General features: G+C 45.1%; 19 protein-coding genes. 10 read left to right on the forward strand and 9 right to left on the reverse strand.

Features of this window, described 5'->3' with window-relative positions; translation table 11 throughout:
- The first annotated feature begins 16 nt into the window (after window positions 1-16).
- The 3 genes from argJ to DCO16_RS00950 are packed head-to-tail and all read left to right on the forward strand — an operon-like array spanning window position 17 to window position 2,527.
- On the forward strand, window positions 17-1,252 hold the full coding sequence (gene argJ, locus DCO16_RS00940; RefSeq protein ID WP_173941923.1) for a bifunctional glutamate N-acetyltransferase/amino-acid acetyltransferase ArgJ: 1,236 nt from the start codon (window positions 17-19) through the stop codon (window positions 1,250-1,252).
- 11 nt (window positions 1,253-1,263) lie between these two features.
- The gene (locus tag DCO16_RS00945) at window positions 1,264-2,124 is read left to right on the forward strand and encodes an ATP-binding protein (protein ID WP_173941924.1); all 861 of its coding nucleotides are present in this window, start codon (window positions 1,264-1,266) and stop codon (window positions 2,122-2,124) included.
- Window positions 2,114-2,527 carry an NUDIX domain-containing protein gene (locus DCO16_RS00950; RefSeq protein WP_173941925.1) on the forward strand — a complete coding sequence of 138 codons (414 nt, stop codon included), beginning with the start codon at window positions 2,114-2,116 and terminating at the stop codon, window positions 2,525-2,527. Before DCO16_RS00945 ends, DCO16_RS00950 begins: the two co-directional genes overlap by 11 nt.
- On the opposite strand, the gene zapD is transcribed toward DCO16_RS00950, so the two are convergent.
- The 6 genes from zapD to DCO16_RS00980 are packed head-to-tail and all read right to left on the reverse strand — an operon-like array spanning window position 2,524 to window position 7,846.
- Entirely contained in the window at window positions 2,524-3,276 is a 753-nt protein-coding gene (gene zapD, locus DCO16_RS00955) for a cell division protein ZapD (RefSeq protein WP_173941926.1), read from the reverse strand. The genes DCO16_RS00950 and zapD overlap by 4 nt on opposite strands.
- 11 nt (window positions 3,277-3,287) lie before the next feature.
- On the reverse strand, window positions 3,288-3,974 hold the full coding sequence (gene coaE / locus DCO16_RS00960) for a dephospho-CoA kinase (RefSeq protein WP_173941927.1): 687 nt from the start codon (window positions 3,972-3,974) through the stop codon (window positions 3,288-3,290).
- A complete protein-coding gene (locus DCO16_RS00965) occupies window positions 3,929-4,426 on the reverse strand; it encodes a prepilin peptidase (protein WP_173941928.1) in 498 nt (165 codons plus the stop codon). Before DCO16_RS00965 ends, coaE begins: the two co-directional genes overlap by 46 nt.
- On the reverse strand, window positions 4,426-5,499 hold the full coding sequence (locus DCO16_RS00970) for a type II secretion system F family protein (protein WP_254598060.1): 1,074 nt from the start codon (window positions 5,497-5,499) through the stop codon (window positions 4,426-4,428). The genes DCO16_RS00965 and DCO16_RS00970 overlap by 1 nt, the downstream gene beginning before the upstream one ends.
- Complete coding sequence (locus tag DCO16_RS00975) at window positions 5,490-6,560, reverse strand: GspE/PulE family protein (RefSeq protein WP_173941929.1); 1,071 nt, start codon at window positions 6,558-6,560, stop codon at window positions 5,490-5,492. The genes DCO16_RS00970 and DCO16_RS00975 overlap by 10 nt, the downstream gene beginning before the upstream one ends.
- 2 nt (window positions 6,561-6,562) lie before the next feature.
- A complete protein-coding gene (locus DCO16_RS00980) occupies window positions 6,563-7,846 on the reverse strand; it encodes an HlyC/CorC family transporter (RefSeq protein WP_173941930.1) in 1,284 nt (427 codons plus the stop codon).
- 87 nt (window positions 7,847-7,933) lie between these two features.
- Here DCO16_RS00980 and DCO16_RS00985 point away from each other — a divergent pair, with 87 nt between their 5' ends.
- Window positions 7,934-8,476 (forward strand): methylated-DNA--[protein]-cysteine S-methyltransferase, encoded by a 543-nt coding sequence (locus DCO16_RS00985; protein WP_254598061.1) that lies wholly within the window; start codon window positions 7,934-7,936, stop codon window positions 8,474-8,476.
- Here the strand turns inward: DCO16_RS00985 and DCO16_RS00990 are convergent.
- Window positions 8,473-9,462, reverse strand: coding sequence for a squalene/phytoene synthase family protein (locus tag DCO16_RS00990; protein WP_173941931.1), 990 nt, complete (start codon window positions 9,460-9,462; stop codon window positions 8,473-8,475). The two genes, DCO16_RS00985 and DCO16_RS00990, sit on opposite strands and share 4 nt — an antisense overlap.
- Before the next feature lie 119 nt (window positions 9,463-9,581).
- On the opposite strand from DCO16_RS00990, the gene DCO16_RS00995 reads away from it, so the two are divergent.
- Entirely contained in the window at window positions 9,582-10,997 is a 1,416-nt protein-coding gene (locus tag DCO16_RS00995) for a high affinity choline transporter 1 (RefSeq protein ID WP_173941932.1), read from the forward strand.
- A 112-nt stretch (window positions 10,998-11,109) separates the two neighbouring features.
- Complete coding sequence (locus tag DCO16_RS01000; protein ID WP_173941933.1) at window positions 11,110-12,129, forward strand: 2-dehydropantoate 2-reductase; 1,020 nt, start codon at window positions 11,110-11,112, stop codon at window positions 12,127-12,129.
- Between the two features lie 99 nt (window positions 12,130-12,228).
- On the opposite strand, the gene DCO16_RS01005 is transcribed toward DCO16_RS01000, so the two are convergent.
- Entirely contained in the window at window positions 12,229-12,996 is a 768-nt protein-coding gene (locus tag DCO16_RS01005; RefSeq protein WP_173941934.1) for a fumarylacetoacetate hydrolase family protein, read from the reverse strand.
- A gap of 55 nt (window positions 12,997-13,051) precedes the next feature.
- On the opposite strand from DCO16_RS01005, the gene DCO16_RS01010 reads away from it, so the two are divergent.
- Entirely contained in the window at window positions 13,052-13,987 is a 936-nt protein-coding gene (locus DCO16_RS01010) for a glycine reductase (protein ID WP_173941935.1), read from the forward strand.
- On the opposite strand, the gene DCO16_RS01015 is transcribed toward DCO16_RS01010, so the two are convergent.
- Window positions 13,984-14,988 carry a polyprenyl synthetase family protein gene (locus DCO16_RS01015; RefSeq protein ID WP_173941936.1) on the reverse strand — a complete coding sequence of 335 codons (1,005 nt, stop codon included), beginning with the start codon at window positions 14,986-14,988 and terminating at the stop codon, window positions 13,984-13,986. The two genes, DCO16_RS01010 and DCO16_RS01015, sit on opposite strands and share 4 nt — an antisense overlap.
- Window positions 14,989-15,063: 75 nt before the next feature.
- Here DCO16_RS01015 and rplU point away from each other — a divergent pair, with 75 nt between their 5' ends.
- The 3 genes from rplU to obgE all read left to right on the forward strand — a co-directional run bounded on the left by rplU (window position 15,064) and on the right by obgE (window position 16,844).
- On the forward strand, window positions 15,064-15,375 hold the full coding sequence (gene rplU / locus DCO16_RS01020; RefSeq protein WP_041484800.1) for a 50S ribosomal protein L21: 312 nt from the start codon (window positions 15,064-15,066) through the stop codon (window positions 15,373-15,375).
- A gap of 33 nt (window positions 15,376-15,408) precedes the next feature.
- Entirely contained in the window at window positions 15,409-15,666 is a 258-nt protein-coding gene (gene rpmA, locus DCO16_RS01025; RefSeq protein ID WP_173941937.1) for a 50S ribosomal protein L27, read from the forward strand.
- 89 nt (window positions 15,667-15,755) lie between these two features.
- Window positions 15,756-16,844 carry a GTPase ObgE gene (gene obgE, locus DCO16_RS01030; RefSeq protein WP_173941938.1) on the forward strand — a complete coding sequence of 363 codons (1,089 nt, stop codon included), beginning with the start codon at window positions 15,756-15,758 and terminating at the stop codon, window positions 16,842-16,844.
- Window positions 16,845-16,867: the final 23 nt, after the last annotated feature.

Here is a 16,867-nt window from a genome sequence, read left to right on the forward strand (position 1 = left end):
CTACAATTGTCAAATCATGACAGTTAACCTACCCCTCCCCCAAAAAGATCAACTGAAACCCATTAAAGGTTTTCAGATGGGCATTGCGCAAGCAGGAATTAAAAAGGCAAATCGCAAAGACTTACTTGTAATGACGCTTGCCCCCGGCTCCCAGGTGGCGGGTGTCTTCACCTTAAATCGATTTTGTGCAGCTCCAGTTCAAGTCTGCCGAGAGCACTTAGGGCTGGAAGGCGCTAAAGGAGAAATTCGTGCACTCGTGGTCAATACAGGTAATGCCAATGCTGGAACCGGCGAGCGGGGTATGCAAGATGCGCTAGCAACGTGTGCTGCGCTGGCAAAAGAGTTGAAACTCAATCCAGAACAAATATTACCTTTCTCAACTGGGGTGATTCTTGAGCCACTACCAATTGAAAAACTGATTACTGCGTTGCCTCAAGCAGTAGTAAATTTGGATGAAGATCAGTGGCTAGATGCGGCTGAGGCCATCATGACAACAGATACGCAACCCAAGGCAGCATCGATGACCGTGGCTACCCCTGCGGGCTTAGTCACGATGACGGGTATTTGTAAGGGTGCTGGCATGATTCATCCCAATATGGCCACTTTGCTGGGCTTTATTGCGACAGATGCCGGTTTCGCTCCTGGACTGCTGAAAAAATTAACGGGTGAAGTTGCTGATCTGTCTTTCAATGCCATCACAATTGATGGTGATACCTCTACCAATGATGCCTTTATCATCATGGCAACAAACCAATCTGCAGTGCATATTCAGTCTGATGATGACTCTAGCTATGCTTTAGTCCGCGAGGCATTGATGGATCTTGCACGGCAACTAGCTCATATGATTGTGAGAGATGGTGAAGGTGCCACTAAGTTTATTACGATCAATGTTCATGGCGGTAAGACAGATGAGGAGTGTCGTTTAGTTGCTGAGGCAGTAGCGCATTCCCCCTTAGTAAAGACTGCTTTCTTCGCGAGTGACCCGAACTTAGGTCGCATTCTTGCGGCGATTGGTTATGCTGGCATTACTGATCTTGATGTGAACCAAGTGCAAATGTGGCTTGGAGACGTTTGGGTGGCCAAGAATGGCGGACGTCATCCAGATTATCAAGAGGCTGATGGCAAAAGGGTCATGCAGGCTCAAGAAATCACCGTGAAGATTGATTTAGGTCGTGGGTCAGCTCAACAAACTATGTGGACTTGTGACTTATCGCATGAGTATGTTTCCATTAATGCAGATTACCGCTCGTAGAAAACCATTTTATGAATGAAAAATTAGATCTACTGCTCAGTCATCTAGAGACATTTTTACCAAAGCCCTTGACACAAGAGCAGTGGCAGTCTTCAACTGCTTTTAGATGGCGTCGGCGCGATAGTATTTTTGGCAGCATCGGTTTTTTACAGCCAGTTAAATATGTCTCAGATATTACGTTTGAGGATTTAAAAAATATCGATCGTCAGCGAGATTCTATTCGTGACAATACTAAAAACTTTATTTTAAAAAAACCTGCAAATAATATTTTATTAACAGGAGCGCGTGGCACAGGAAAATCTTCCCTAATTAAAGCAAGCTTGCATGAATTTGCTAGCCAAGGATTGCGCTTGGTTGAGGTTGAGAAAGAGCATTTAGCAGATTTAGCCGACATTACGGAATTATTGGCTGATCGGCCAGAGCGCTTTGTTATTTTTTGCGATGATCTCTCATTTGAAGATGGAGAGTCTGGTTATAAAGCAATGAAGTCTGCCCTAGATGGCTCGGTATCGGCACAGGTCGATAATATTTTGATATATGCCACATCCAATCGACGCCATTTGTTACCTGAGTATATGAAAGACAATCTCACGTATTCGCATACCGACGATGGTGAGATTCACCCAGGGGAAGTAGTAGAGGAAAAAATTTCCCTATCAGAGCGTTTTGGTTTATGGCTTTCTTTCTATCCCCCAAAGCAAGATGAATACTTACTGATTGTTGCGCATTGGTTGAGTCACTTTGGCCTTAGTCATACTCAAATAGAGGCTGCGCGGGCAGAAGCATTGGTCTGGGCTTTAGAGCGTGGCTCGCGTTCTGGCAGAGTCGCTTGGCAGTTTGCTAAGCACTGGGCTGGTTCGCATGCAAGCTAATCGACCCGTCACAGAAGTTGCTGCTGGAATTCTATTAGACAAAGAAGGTCGCTATCTTTTAGGTCAGCGGCCTGAAGGTAAGCCTTACGCTGGTTACTGGGAAGTCCCTGGTGGCAAGATAGAAGGTGGTGAATCTGTATTCGATGCACTCAAGCGCGAGTTACAAGAAGAGTTAGGTATTGATATTGAGTCTAGTGAGGATCTCACCGTGCTGGAGTATGACTATCCTCATGCTTATGTTCTATTACATGTGAGCGTGATACGTCAGTGGAAGGGAGTTCCTGCAGGGTGTGAGGGACAACAGCTTTCTTGGCAGTTACTTTCTGAGAAGGTTCCCAGTGTTGAGCCTTTATTACCTGCAGCTTGGCCAATGCTAGAAAAGCTCCGACTACTACAGCCTTAAAATTGGCACAGTGTTAGCCTGAATGAAATATCTTCATTAACGAGCTGTGGTTTTTTATCTTTATCACTTCTTAAAAAACGAATAGAAAGCAAATATTTATTTGCGCTGATCTCTGAGAAAAGTAAATCATCTTCAAGTGCAATGCGCATGAGTTGGTAGACTTTGCCTGACGGCGCCTGCTGAAAAGAGCCAAGATGTGCCGTGACATCTTTAGCTTCTCCGGATTGGCGCAGTAGGCGCAAGAAAACCTGGCAGGCCTCATGCCACGGCAGTAATGGCGCTACATATTTTTCTAGTAATTCTCTGCGTTGGCTTGAAGGGCTATTTTTCCAGGCGTGATAACTAGGCAAATCAATTGGGCTCGTTCCACCTGGAATATTTAGTCGAGTACGAATAGCATTGAGCCATTCACTTTCAGTGATAGCTGAATTCGGTTTGCCTACGGACTGATTAATACTCAATGCAGCTTTATCAATTTCAGAGATAGTAAGTAAGAGCGCTTCCTGATCTACTTTTTGAGATGTTTTTAAGCCATGGAGAGCATATTTTTGACGTTCAAACTCTTTTAGCAGTAGAGACTTGATATCACCTCTAGAGCCAATATCACCTAAATCAAATAGGATAGTGATTGCATTGTGGTGGAGTTCGGCATCATCAGACTTCAAGAAGTGATTAAAGCGGGCGAACAAGTACTCCAACCGGAGCATGCTCCGGACCAGTTCATTGAAGGGATATTCGTAGACAATCACAAGCTCACATTTTAAGACGAACTCAGTCGCTCATCCTTAATTTGCAGTATTTTTTGGTGCAGACTCTGAACTTCCAGTTTGAGACCCTCAAGGCTTGCTTGGTTCTCAATCACGAAATTGGCTTTCGCAAGTCGATCTTCTCGATTTACTTGAGCCATGAGAATACGCTCCACTTCTGGGCGCGTCATATTATTGCGCTGCATCACTCTAGCTATTTGGATCTCCTCTGGGCAGTCCACTACGACTAGATAGTCAATCAGATTCAGCCAGGCTTCGGATTCCACCAGGAGGGGGACTACAAATACGAGGTAGGGCACACCAGATTGAGCCAGCTCAAAAGCCTGTCGGGCAGTTTTTTGCTGAATGAGGGGGTGGGTAATTTTCTCCAGTTTTTGCCTAGATTGGGGATCTTTAAAGACCAAATCACGCATCCTGCTGCGATCCAGTGCGCCTTGGGCGTCTATGAATTCTGTCCCGAAGGTTTGTTTAATTGGGATAATTGCTTCTCCACCAACTGAGGTGAGCTCGCGAGAGATCAGGTCGCTATCAATAATTCCGACCCCAAGCTTATCCAGAAGATCGCTAATAACAGTCTTACCGGAGCCAATGCCACCAGTGAGGCCCACTAAAAGGATCTTCCCTTTCAGGCTACTTAGATCAGTCTGGGTATGATTAGCGTGGGGATGATTTGAGGCCATAACAACTCAATGATGCCAGCAATGGCAAGAAAGGGGCCAAAAGGAAAAGCCTGTTGAAGTTGTTGACGATGCCACCTTAACCAGGCAATTCCACCAATAAGACCCAGAATAGAGGCCATCAAGAGAATACTAGGTAGCGACTCCCAGCCTAGCCAGGCACCCAGCGCAGCGAGTAGCTTTGCATCACCCATACCAACACCATTTTTCCCTCTGACCAGTCGGTAAGTGGCATTTAAGGCCCAAAGTGATCCGTATCCAACCACGGCACCAATCCATGCGGAAGTAGCGCTGACAAACTGCTGCTCGAAAAGGCCATTGAATGTCATACCTAGAACTATGAGGGGCAAGGTTATCCGATTGGGTAGTCGAAAACTATGCCAATCCACGTAAGCAAGGTAAGTGAATGCCGCTACGAGGGAGGCTTTAATCAAATAGATGATCATGGAATCCATCAGACGATTTGTCCTAGGTTGAAGATGGGTAAATATAAGATTATGACTAGGCTGCCAATAATTGCACCTACTAGAAGAATGAGCAGGGGCTCTAGGTTTTGACTGAGGGCATTGAGTTGCCCACTGAGTTGCGCTCCAAGTGTAGAGGCACGCTGATTGAGCATCTCTGTCAAAGAGCCACCCTCGGCACCAATATGGAGTAGTAAGCGCGTTTCGACATCCATCAACATCGATTTTGGATCCGCTTTTTTGAGTGACTCACCCAGTGGCCAGCCCCGAGTCAGATGCTTAAATATTTCAGCACTAAAGTCGTGACTGACCCATTGGTTGGAAGATTGGGCAGTGATTCGGAGGGCATCGGGAAGGGGAAGGCCTGCTTCTAATAAGTGACCTAAAGTACGGCACCAATGGCTGAGGCTTGCTAGCCGAAATAAGTTACCTAAAAAAGGTAGACGCAGAATGAATCGATCGCAATATCGTTGCAATGCCGTTGACTTAACCCAGACGTAGAAAAAGCAACTTAGCCCAAATCCTATTAGTGCCAACATCTCAAGAAAGTATTGTTGTACAAGATTGGATATCGCAATGAGCATTCTTGTGGGCGCAGGAAGCTCCGCCTGAAAATGTCCAAAGACGTCTTTAAAAACGGGTACCACCCAAATCATCATGACCAGCACCAGTAAAAAAGAGGTAGTGAGTGTAATGAGAGGGTAGGTCAAAGACTGCTGTACTTTTCTTCGTAATTCAATTTGGGCTTCAAGTTGCTGGATGATGGTTCGTAAAGCTAATGTCAAATTACCAGAGCGTTCGCTGACTCTAATGAGATTACAAAACTCTGGAGAAAATTGGCTACCTTGTGCAGTTAAACAATAAGAGAAGCTATTGCCTTTACGTAACAGCATACGAAGGTTTTCTAGCCAAGTTTGCCAAGTTTTTGGTGCAGATTGAATAATCAGTTCTATGGCATTGAGTAAAGGCAGCCCTGCCTGAAGTAGGGCAAGCATTTGCTGAGCAAAATGAAGTTGTTCCGATTTACTAAGGTTTTTATTTAAAAATAAAGTGATTAATGCCAAGTGCCGACCTCAGAATCTAGTGAGTTCTGATCTATCAGTCCAGCTTCAACCGCTCGCATCCCGGATGAATAGAGGTTGAGGAAAGGTGTTGATTGAGTCAGCTCCGTACTTCCTAAAACCTCATGGATGCCAAGGCGTCCAAAATACCCAGAGCCTTTGCAGAGTGGGCAGTCTATTTGTAACTGAGATTTGATGCACTGTGTACAGCACTTGCGAACTAATCGTTGAGAGCTCACGCAGCGAAGACAAGATTCAATAGACTCTTGATCTATGCCTAATGTTTTGAGTCGACTTAATGCACCCCAGGCATTACGCGTGTGTAGGGTGCTAAGAACTAGGTGCCCTGTTTGGGCTGCTGTAATAGCGAGTTGAGCACTTGCGGAATCACGTATCTCACCAATCATGATGACATCAGGATCCTGCCTTAATAGTGCGCGAATAATAGTAGGGAAATCCAGTCCTGCGCGAGGGTGGTAAGCCACTTGATTTATGCCAGGAAGTCGAATTTCAATTGGATCCTCTACCGAGCAAATATTACGTTGAATCTGATTGAGTGCATTTAAGCAGCTATACAGTGTCCGCGTCTTACCCCCACCTGTTGGGCCAGTCACTAGGATGAGTCCATTAGATTGGGCAATCGCCGCTTGAAATATCTCCAGCTGTTCTGGTAGTAAGCCCAGCTTGTCGAGAGCCAGATCCCCTAAATGACTCGGCAGAATTCGAATCACGGCTTTTTCACCGTAGAGCGTCGGAAGAATAGAGACTCGACAATCAATATGCGGTTTACTAAAATCGCGCCCAATAGTCAGGCGTCCATCCTGTGGCAAGCGTTTCTCGGCGATATCTAAGCGCGCTAAGATCTTGATGCGCGTAATTAAACGCTCATGCAGATCTATGGGGTATTGGTTTTGTAATTGAAGTTGGCCATCCACTCGAATGCGTACGATAGTTTCTTGTGATCTGGCCTCAATATGAATATCCGTAGCCCTAGCATCGAGAGCATTTACCGCAATGCTATGCCAGGTTCGAATAATATGAGAATCATGAAGTGTTTCGCTCAATCTCAGTTCGATGAATTATCAGGTCGATACAGTTTGACAGTTTTGACACCGTGCTCATCAAATTGAACAATCTCCATCACCACATCATTCAGCCGAATGCTGACATCATGATCTGGAATAGCTTCCAGTTTTTCTAATATGAGTCCGTTTAGCGTACGAGGTCCATCTAGCGGTAAATCAAGTTTGAGGAGACGATTTAAATCTCGAAGTGCTGCACTACCACTGGCAAGGTATGTGCCATCAGGCAACCAATGTGGTTCGTTAGAAAGGTTGGAGAACGAGGTCGTGAATTCTCCAATTAATTCTTCCACAATATCCTCAAACGTAACAAGACCCAGAACCTGACCATACTCATTAACTACCAAACTCAAGCGCTGCTGATTGTCTTGAAAAAATTGCATCTGCTGTAACACAGGTGTTTCACTGGGAATAAAGTAGGGCTCATTCAGTAAGTCTTTAAAGTCTTGGTGTTGCAGTTCAGCATTACCTAGTAAAGAAAGTGCTTTCTTGACAGAGAGAATTCCAATAATGCGCTCTGAGTCGCCATCGCAAACGGGTAATTTATTGTGATAACACGTTTCTAATTGCTGCATGACCTCATCAATGGGCCTAGCAAGATCTAAAATTTCAATCTTTGATCGAGGTGTCATCACATCATCCACCAGAATATTTTCTAGGTTAAATAAGTTCAGCAAAATATTGCGATGATGGGTGGAGACAAAACGGTTTGACTCTAAAACTAAGCTGCGGAGTTCTTCCTTACCCATCGTTTTATTGTCTGTAGATGCCTGTAAGCGAAATAGCTTCATGAGACCCGATACAAAACTATTGATAAACCAAAGTAGTGGCTTCAGAAGGTAGGTGAGGGGTAGGATGACCCACCCAACATTACTGGCAATTTTTTCTGGAAAAGCAGTACCAATGACCTTAGGTGTAATTTCACTAAAGACGATGATCAGTAAAGCAACTGTTAAGGTAGCAATCGATAAAACTAAACCACTATCACCAAAAATGTGTAATGCAATACCCGTTACTAAAATAGGCAGAATGGTATTGATTAAATTATTCGAAATCAGTAGAACGGACAACAGCGAGTCAATGCGTTTTAATAGTCTCTCAGCTAATGCAGCCCCGGCATTTCCACCATGAGCCATTGCACGCAGCCGGTGTCGATTGGCTGATAGCATGCTTGTTTCGGCCATAGAGAAAAAGCCGGAAAGTGCGAGTAAAAAGATGACTAAAGCAACTTGACCAATAAAAGGCCAATCATCAAAAAAGGTGTCCATCAGATACGCCTGCGAGAAATAAGGAAGAACCAATATAGCAAAGTGCGATTTTTCTCGCTATGGCTTGATTGGCGGTGACGATGGATAGTGACTGAAATTGATGTCAGAATGATCTGTATGCCCATCAATTTACCCAGTTCAGAGCTCAAATCTACCGAATATTGCGTCATATTGGCCCCTTTTGGGTGCTTAGGCATTCAAACTGAGTTGGTGGAGGGTAGTTTGATGATTTCAAAAATTGACTATCGAGCGCTTGGTACCCCTCTTATAAAACCAGGGAATGCGCTAGCAAAAGAGTTTGCAAAACAGTGCCAACACTATTTCAAAAATGCAGGTTTTGCTTTTGATATGCCTCTTAAGCCTGCTGGTACCGAACATCAGAAAAAAGTATGGAGTGCTGCTCAAAGTATTCGGGTTGGTGAAACAAAGACCTATGGCGAGATTGCAAGGGCTATTAAAAGCGGGCCTCGGGCAGTGGGAACGGCATGTGGCGCCAATCCCCATCCCTTAATCACGCCATGCCATCGCGTAGTTTCAGCGCAAGGGCTTGGCGGTTTTATGAAGGAAGATAGTCCAGGCTTTTACCGTCAGGTAAAAATATGGCTCTTACAGCATGAAGGGGTCATTTAACTCAGGGTTGCAGAGTAATTCCTAAGTTTGCGAGAGGCTAGAAAAAAGAAGCATTGCAAGAATGAGTTGTGAGTAGCGGCAAGCATAGTAAAGCCGTAAAACAGCCACACGGTATTTCTGGAGAGTTTCACTTCAGCTTTACCAGATCTATCACCCCACTCTTTTGTAGCGGCGATCTTTTCTAAGGTCATTACTGCAAGACCAAAGGCAAGAAAACAAAAACGTCTCATACCGTTCTCATTGGTAGGTATGAGCAGAATGTATTGGAGAGCGTCCTGCAGTTTGCTATAGGCGATCTTGAGAAGCTCCTCTTGGGTAATATGTGCCGGCTTCCAAGAAACCCCGCGAGCCTGATCTTGGGGCGAGTCCTTGAGAATATTTGTCATTTGCAAGGCTTGACCAAAAGCGATGGCTAAGTTTTCATGACCCTGAATACGCTTGGCAAACTCAGGAGAATAATGAGCAAAGATAGTGGTAAGTAACTCCCCTACTACCCCAGCAACGACATAACAATATCGTTCAAACTCTGGTAAGTCTTTAAGGCCATCCGGACTTTGTCTTTCATGAAAGTAAGACATACCCTCCGACATGATAGAAACACAGCGACTGATGGCAGCTTGATCCTGGCTCGAGAAAGTGCGAAAAATTCGCAATACGGTTGGAGTATGACTAATGAGATCAAGCTCATCGATATTGGAATAATTTTTTAAGGCCTCAAGACTGGGGCTAACAAAAGAAGCAGCGGGAATATTACCCAGAACACTATCTAAAAATAACTGGGACAAGTTTATTTTTATCTTTGGAGTGAGTTCTGCAGCATCCTCAATCGTATCTACGATGCGGCATAGTAAATAGGTGTTTCCCACCACCCTTTCAATCGTTGGTGGTAGTAGCGGGATAGTCAGTGCAAAAGTACGCGACACAGAACCCAAGATGGCCTTTTGATAGGCCAAGTCTGTACCAAGATTCTCTAATGGGGTATTCACTCCTGAATTATGTCAGACCTAGATGCCCAAAATGGGCGCTAATTCATTGAAAGCGCTCTATATATTAAAAGTAACAAGGCCATATAATTTGTGAAAATTCTTGCAGGAGCGATTGGTCAATGTTGCTTTGGTTTGTCATCATCTATTGGGTAATATCGGTTGGCATTGGCCTATGGGCAGCGCTACGCGTTAAAAATGTGGCGGACTTTGCCGCAGCGGGACACAGCCTACCTTTGCCGATTGTGACGGCCACAGTATTTGCTACCTGGTTTGGCTCGGAAGCAGTTTTGGGTATTCCGGCAGTCTTTCTGAAAGAGGGTCTAGGCGGCATCGTTGCCGATCCCTTTGGATCTTCCATGTGCCTGATATTGGTGGGCCTCTTTTTTGCTCGTCATCTCTATAACCGCCGAATGCTCACCATTGGTGATTTCTTTAGAGAAAAATATGGGCGCACAGTTGAAGTCTTGGTGACGCTTTGCATTGTGGTGTCTTATCTAGGCTGGGTTGCGGCGCAGATTAAAGCATTAGGCTTAGTTTTTAGTGTGGTGTCTGATGGGGCAATTACTCAAACCGCAGGAATGTTGATTGGTGCAGGCAGTGTGCTGATCTATACCCTATTTGGGGGTATGTGGTCTGTAGCTATTACAGACTTTGTGCAAATGATCATCATTGTGATTGGGATGCTCTACATCGGTGGTGAACTCACATCCCAAACTGGGGGAGTGGGTGTCGTTATTGAGCATGCTGCTGCGGCTGGGCAATTTTCTAATTTTTGGCCCGATCTCAATCTTGCTTCTGTACTAGGATTTACTGCTGCTTTATGCACCATGATGTTGGGGTCGATTCCACAGCAAGATGTATTTCAGAGAATTACTTCGTCTAAAAATGCCAATGTGGCGGTGCAAGCAGCCCTATTGGGTGGCGCCATGTACTTTGTGTTTGCTTTTGTTCCGATCTTTCTAGCATATTCAGCCACGATCATTGATCCTGATTTAGTGAAGCAATATTTACATACTGATCCCCAAATGATTTTGCCTAAGTTGATCTTGAATCATGCGCCGCTGATTGCGCAAGTGATGTTTTTTGGGGCCTTACTCTCAGCCATCAAGAGTTGTGCCAGCGCTACCTTACTCGCACCTTCAGTGACCTTTGCTGAGAATATTGTGCGAGGTTTTTACAAGCACTTATCAGATCACGATTTATTAAAAGTAATGAGAATCACCGTACTGTGTTTTACGGTTGCGGTCACTCTGTTCGCTATTAATTCTGAATTATCCATTTTTAAGATGGTTGAGAATGCTTACAAAGTCACCCTAGTGGCTGCTTTTGTACCACTTGCTTTTGGGGTGTATTGGTCTAAAGCTAATACCTTAGGAGGCTTGCTAGCTGTTCTCTGCGGTCTGACCGTTTGGATTGGTTGCGAAATACTGGCTCCCAAAGCTATTCTTCCTCCTCAGTTGGCCGGCCTGCTGGCTAGCATCATTGGCATGCTTTTGGGTGGGCTAGTGCCCAAGGCTAAATTAAGCGCCCCATAGGCTTGATAGTCCAAAAAACTGCCTAAAAATCAGGCATAAATATTAATTGCATCGCAAAATAATCTCCTCTACTATGGAATTAATTTAAAAATTTAATTCTTGCGGAGTATTTATGAAAATTTGTGTCATTGGCGGCGGGGGTGCGATTGGCGGTTACCTTGCAGTGATGTTAGCTCGAGCAGGTAACGATGTTACGGTCGTTGCTCGCGGTGCTACCTTAGCGGCTATCAAAGAGCGCGGTCTGGCATTAATCATGAATGATCAGCCTGAGCCTTTAGTTGCACAGGTCAAGGCAGTAGAGAAGATTGCGGATGCAGGAATTTCAGACGTCGTGATTTTAGCAGTCAAGGCGCATCAGGTTGATCCTATTATTCATGATCTTGCTGCAATCATTGGCCCAGAGACTATTTTGATTCCGATGCAAAACGGCATTCCTTGGTGGTATTTTCAGAAGCTCGGCGGTGACTATCAGGATCATTCAGTCGAGACTGTAGATCCAGGCGGTGTGGCCAAGCTGGCAATTAACCCCAATAATATTATTGGTTGCGTAGTTTATCCCGCTACCTTCACACAGGCGCCTGGCGTGATTCGACATGTTGAGGGCAATCGCTTTCCTTTGGGCGAGCTAGATGGCAAGCCCACTGATCGTATTCAGAAGATCTCTGAAATGATGACGGCTGCTGGATTTAAATCACCCATTCTCGAGGATATCCGCTCTGAAATTTGGTTGAAGTTATGGGGCAATATGACTTTCAATCCCATTAGCTCTCTCACACATGGAACCTTAGAGGGTATTTGCCAGCACCCTTTAACTAAAGAGTTGGCACGCAATATGATGGCCGAAGCACAAACCATTGCTGAGAAGTTGGGCGTTACATTCCGTGTTGATATTGAGCGGCGGATTGCTGGGGCAGAAAAAGTCGGTAAACATAAAACTTCGATGCTACAAGACTTAGAGGCGGGTCGTAGCTTAGAGGTGGATGCTTTGCTAGGTTCAGTGATTGAGCTCGGTAAGATCACAGATACACCTACACCTTGCCTCAATACAGTCTTCGCCCTAACAAAGTATCTGGATGAAAATGTTCAAGCTTCCAAAGGTAGCTTGGCATTACCCTCTGTATCAGGCTACTAAAAATATAAAAATATAAAAATATAAAAATACTAGGCTTAGAAAACCTCACCACTAAAAAGGGTGAGGTTTTTCTTTTACGGCAACGCTCGCTTTTTTGACTTATTCAAAGCGATTATCTAAACGACCAACACCCTCAATAATGATGCTGACAGTACTGCCAGGTTTCATGGATCCCACACCAACAGAAGTTCCGCAGGCAATAATGTCGCCCGGCATCAAAGGCATATCTTGAGAAATGAAGCTGACTAATTGAGCTGGTGAAAAAATCATATCGGAGATAGGGTAGTTTTGACGCTCTTGGTCGTTGAGTATGGTTTTGATGGTGAGTTTGCTGGGATCAACATCCGTGGTGATATAAGGGCCAAAGACACCAAAGGTATTAAAGCTCTTAGAGCGCGTCCACTGCGCATAACCGGGATCTCTATTGAGGATTTCAATTGCCGTGACATCATTGATACAGGTGTAGCCAAAGATAGCCTTAGCAGCTGTCACCTCATCAATTTCATGACAATGCTTACCGATCACAATACCCAATTCACCTTCATAAACCACTTTGCCGGAGTAAGACTTCGGAGTGCGAATCACTTGATTGGCCGCTAAGAAAGAATTATTTCCCTTTAGGAAATAGAGTGGCTCTGCTGGCACTGCATGTTCTAGTTTCGTTACGAGGGCATGAAAGTTATCTACCATCGCCACCATTTTGGATGGAACGCAGGGAATGTCCATAGTCACATCAGCGAGGGCTAACATTTCGCTGGTAGATTGCGGGTTATTAAATAGATCTCCTTGATAGACTGCAATATGGTCGCCTAGTACTTGTCCTAGTCCCGTCTTACCTTGATGTTGAAATCTGAGCCATTGAGCCATAATGATTCTTTCTAAAGTTGATGTTGAATTATGAATATCTTACAGGGATGAATGGATGACTCAAAATACTGAATTCTCATTTGCCTCTGAATCCAATCAGCCGATTCGCTATATGGATCGCACCCGAAATTACTACCTCGGCTTAGGGTATGAGACTCCTTATGTTTGGGCGCACTATGCTGACGTCCCGTTTACCCCTTTGAGGAAGCCTTTAAATCAATCTATCTTGGGTCTTGTAACCACTGCAGTGCCATTTGATGCAAGTAAGGGCCCTCAAGGGCCTGGAGCACCCTACAACGCGGGTGCAAAATTCTATGAGCCCTATAGTCAGCCAATCCATCAAGATGCCGATTTAAGAATTGCCCATGTGGGGATTGATCGACGCAATGCCAATATGCAAGATGTCAATTGTTGGTTTCCTTTAATCGCTGCCAAAGAAGCAGTTCGCAGCGGCCGTATTTTAAAGTTAGCTGACCATTTTTACGGTTTACCGACGAATCGAAGTCAGCGGCATACGTTAGATGTAGATGCACCACTGATCCTTAGTAAGATGCTTGCAGACCAGGTTGATGTGGCTATATTGATTCCAAATTGCCCTATTTGTCATCAAAGTCAAAGTTTGCTGGCTCGTTTCTTGGAGGCAGCGGGCATACCAACCGTAGTGATGGGTGCAGCAAAAGATATTGTGGAGTATTGCGGGGTACCCCGCTTTTTGTTTAGTGATTTTCCGTTAGGCAATGCTGCCGCCTTACCCAATAACCCCGCATCACAAGCTTCTAATTTTGAATTGGCACTGCGCTTATTGGAATGCGCACCTGCTGCGCGCACTACTGTGCAGTCACCCTTAATATGGTCCTCAGACGCTGCTTGGAAATTGGATTATTCCAATTTAGCAAAGCTATCTAGTGAGGAAGTGGCGCGCTTGCGCAAGGAAGTGGAAACTGCACGAGAAACGGCACGTGAGTTGAGATTAAAAAGTGTTGGGACTTAAGTCTGCCTAGCTAGTGAGTATTCACATAGGGTATGTAAAGCTGCTGTCGCCTCATTATTTGGAAAGTTTTTGATACATTCCAGCGCAAGATCGACTTCTCGTTTTGCTGCTGCATGGGTGTAATCGAGTGCGCCAGAATCTTGAACTGCACAAACTATTTGCTCAAAGACATCCTCGGGTAAATCTTGATTTTGTTCAATAGCCGCACGAACCAGCAAGCGCTCTTCGGTGCTGCCATTTTCGAGCAGATAAATTAGTGGAAGCGTAGGCTTCCCTTCTTTTAAGTCGTCCCCAGCGTTTTTCCCCATCTGGGAAGCATCCGCTGTGTAATCCAGAAGATCATCCATTAATTGGAAGGCAGTGCCGATATGCCTGCCAAAAGCAGCAGATTGTTCCCGTTGTGGACTAGCCACCTCTGCCAAGATGGCTCCCAGCTCAGTAGATGCCTCAAATAACTTGGCAGTTTTATAGCGAATCACCCGTAGATAGCTCTCTTCATCCACTTCAGGGTCATTCATATTGAGGAGTTGCAACACTTCGCCCTCGGCAATTGTGTTGGTTGCGTCAGAAAGGATTTCCATTACCCGCAGATCATTTGGCTTGACCATCATCTGAAATGCTCTGGAGTAGAGAAAGTCGCCTACTAAAACACTGGCAGCATTGCCAAAGGCTGCATTTGCTGTATCACGCCCTCTTCTGAGGGTAGATTCATCGACTACATCATCATGGAGGAGGGTAGCAGTATGAATAAATTCCACCACAGCAGCTAGCTCTAGGGCATGAGGGGTATCTTTGCCATTGGCGAGTGCCTTACTGACCAATAAAAGTAGGGCTGGTCTAATTCGTTTGCCGCCCGCCTGAATGATATAGGCTGATATTTGGTCAATTAATGCGACTTTTGAGGCTAAACGCAGGCGAATAAGCTCATCTAAGGCTTTGAAATCTAAAGCAATTGGGGCCAAAATTTGGCTTAACTCAGGAGTTTTGACAGTGCTCGACATGCAAGATATAATAATCGGCTTAGCTCATCCAGGGTGGATTAGCTTAAATGTAGGTATTAATTGAGGTTTCACACCATGTACGCGGTCATAAAAACCGGTGGCAAACAGTATAAAGTTGCTGCAGGCGAAAAATTGAAAATAGAACAGATACCAGCGGAAATCGGCAGCGAAATCACTCTTGACCAAGTCTTAGCCGTAGGCGAAGGCGCTTCACTCAAATTGGGTGATCCGTTGGTTAATGGTGCAGCTGTGATGGCCACTGTCGTCTCCCAGGGACGTCACGATAAAGTGACAATCTTTAAGATGCGCCGTCGCAAGCATTATCAAAAGCACCAAGGCCATCGTCAGAATTACACAGAAATTCTGATTAACACGATCAAAGCCTAATTTAGGCTAACGGCTAAATAGCAGGAGAAAGATATGGCACAGAAAAAAGGCGGCGGCTCGACACGAAATGGCCGCGACTCAGAATCGAAACGCTTAGGCGTTAAGGTATATGGCGGCGAGCATATTAATGCTGGCAGCATCATCATTCGTCAGCGTGGTACACGGGTTCATCCGGGTGCGAACGTCGGCATTGGTAAAGACCACACTTTATTTGCTCTCATCGAAGGCAAAGTAGAGTTTGGCGTAAAGGGTGCCTTGAAGAAGGCCCAGGTTTCAGTTTTGCCTCTGTAATTAGACGCCTGACTGAGATCCGTTTTATTCCGATTTATCCGAATTAAACTCTTAGGAACAGGCCTCGCTAAGCGAGGCCTTTTTTATTCATGAAATTTATAGATGAAGCGCGTATTGAAGTAATTGCCGGCCAAGGTGGTGCTGGAAGTGCATCAATGCGCCGTGAAAAGTTTATTGAATTTGGTGGTCCTGATGGCGGTGATGGCGGTAAAGGCGGCAGCGTTTGGGCTACTGCTGATCGCAACATCAATACGCTCATTGACTACCGCTACGCTAAAACACACACCGCTAAAAATGGTGAGCCTGGTCGTGGTGCTGATTGCTATGGCCGCGCAGGGGATGATATCGAATTGCGTATGCCAGTCGGCACCATCATTGCTGATTATGAAACCGGTGAGCCGATTGCTGATTTAACAACGCATGGCGAACGCCTTTGCTTGGCACAGGGCGGGGTTGGTGGCTGGGGAAATATTCACTTTAAGAGCAGTACCAATCGCGCACCCCGTCAAAAGACCAATGGCAAAGAGGGCGAGCGTCGCAAGCTCAAGTTGGAATTAAAAGTATTGGCAGACGTGGGTTTGTTGGGTATGCCGAATGCTGGAAAATCGACTTTGATTACTGCTGTGTCGAATGCCCGTCCAAAGATTGCAGACTATCCCTTCACCACTTTGCATCCGAATTTAGGGGTTGTGCGCGTTGGTAGTGAGCGTAGTTTTGTGATTGCTGATATCCCAGGTTTGATTGAAGGTGCGGCAGAGGGTGCTGGTTTAGGACATCGTTTTTTAAGACACTTGCAACGCACCGGTGTATTACTACATTTGGTGGACATTGCACCGTTTGATGAGAATGTGAATCCGGTTGCGGACGCTAAGGCCATCGTTAATGAGTTACGTAAGTACGATGAGGCCTTAGTTGAAAAGCCACGTTGGTTAGTGTTGAATAAAGTCGACATGATTCCTGAAGAGGATCGTGCAAAAGTAGTTTCTGACTTTATCAAACAGTTTAAGTGGAAGGGTCCTGTATTTGAGATCTCTGCTTTGACAGGATTAGGTTGCGATAAGCTTTGCTACGCTCTTCAAGATTACTTGGATTCAGTTCGTCGGGATCGAGATGATGCGGATGAACGTGCTGCAGATCCCCGCTATCAAGTTGAACTTAAAGATAAAGCACCAGATTAAAAAATACGCATTTGATACACATT

The sequence above is a fragment of the Polynucleobacter antarcticus genome (assembly GCF_013307245.1).
GTDB lineage: Bacteria > Pseudomonadota > Gammaproteobacteria > Burkholderiales > Burkholderiaceae > Polynucleobacter > Polynucleobacter antarcticus.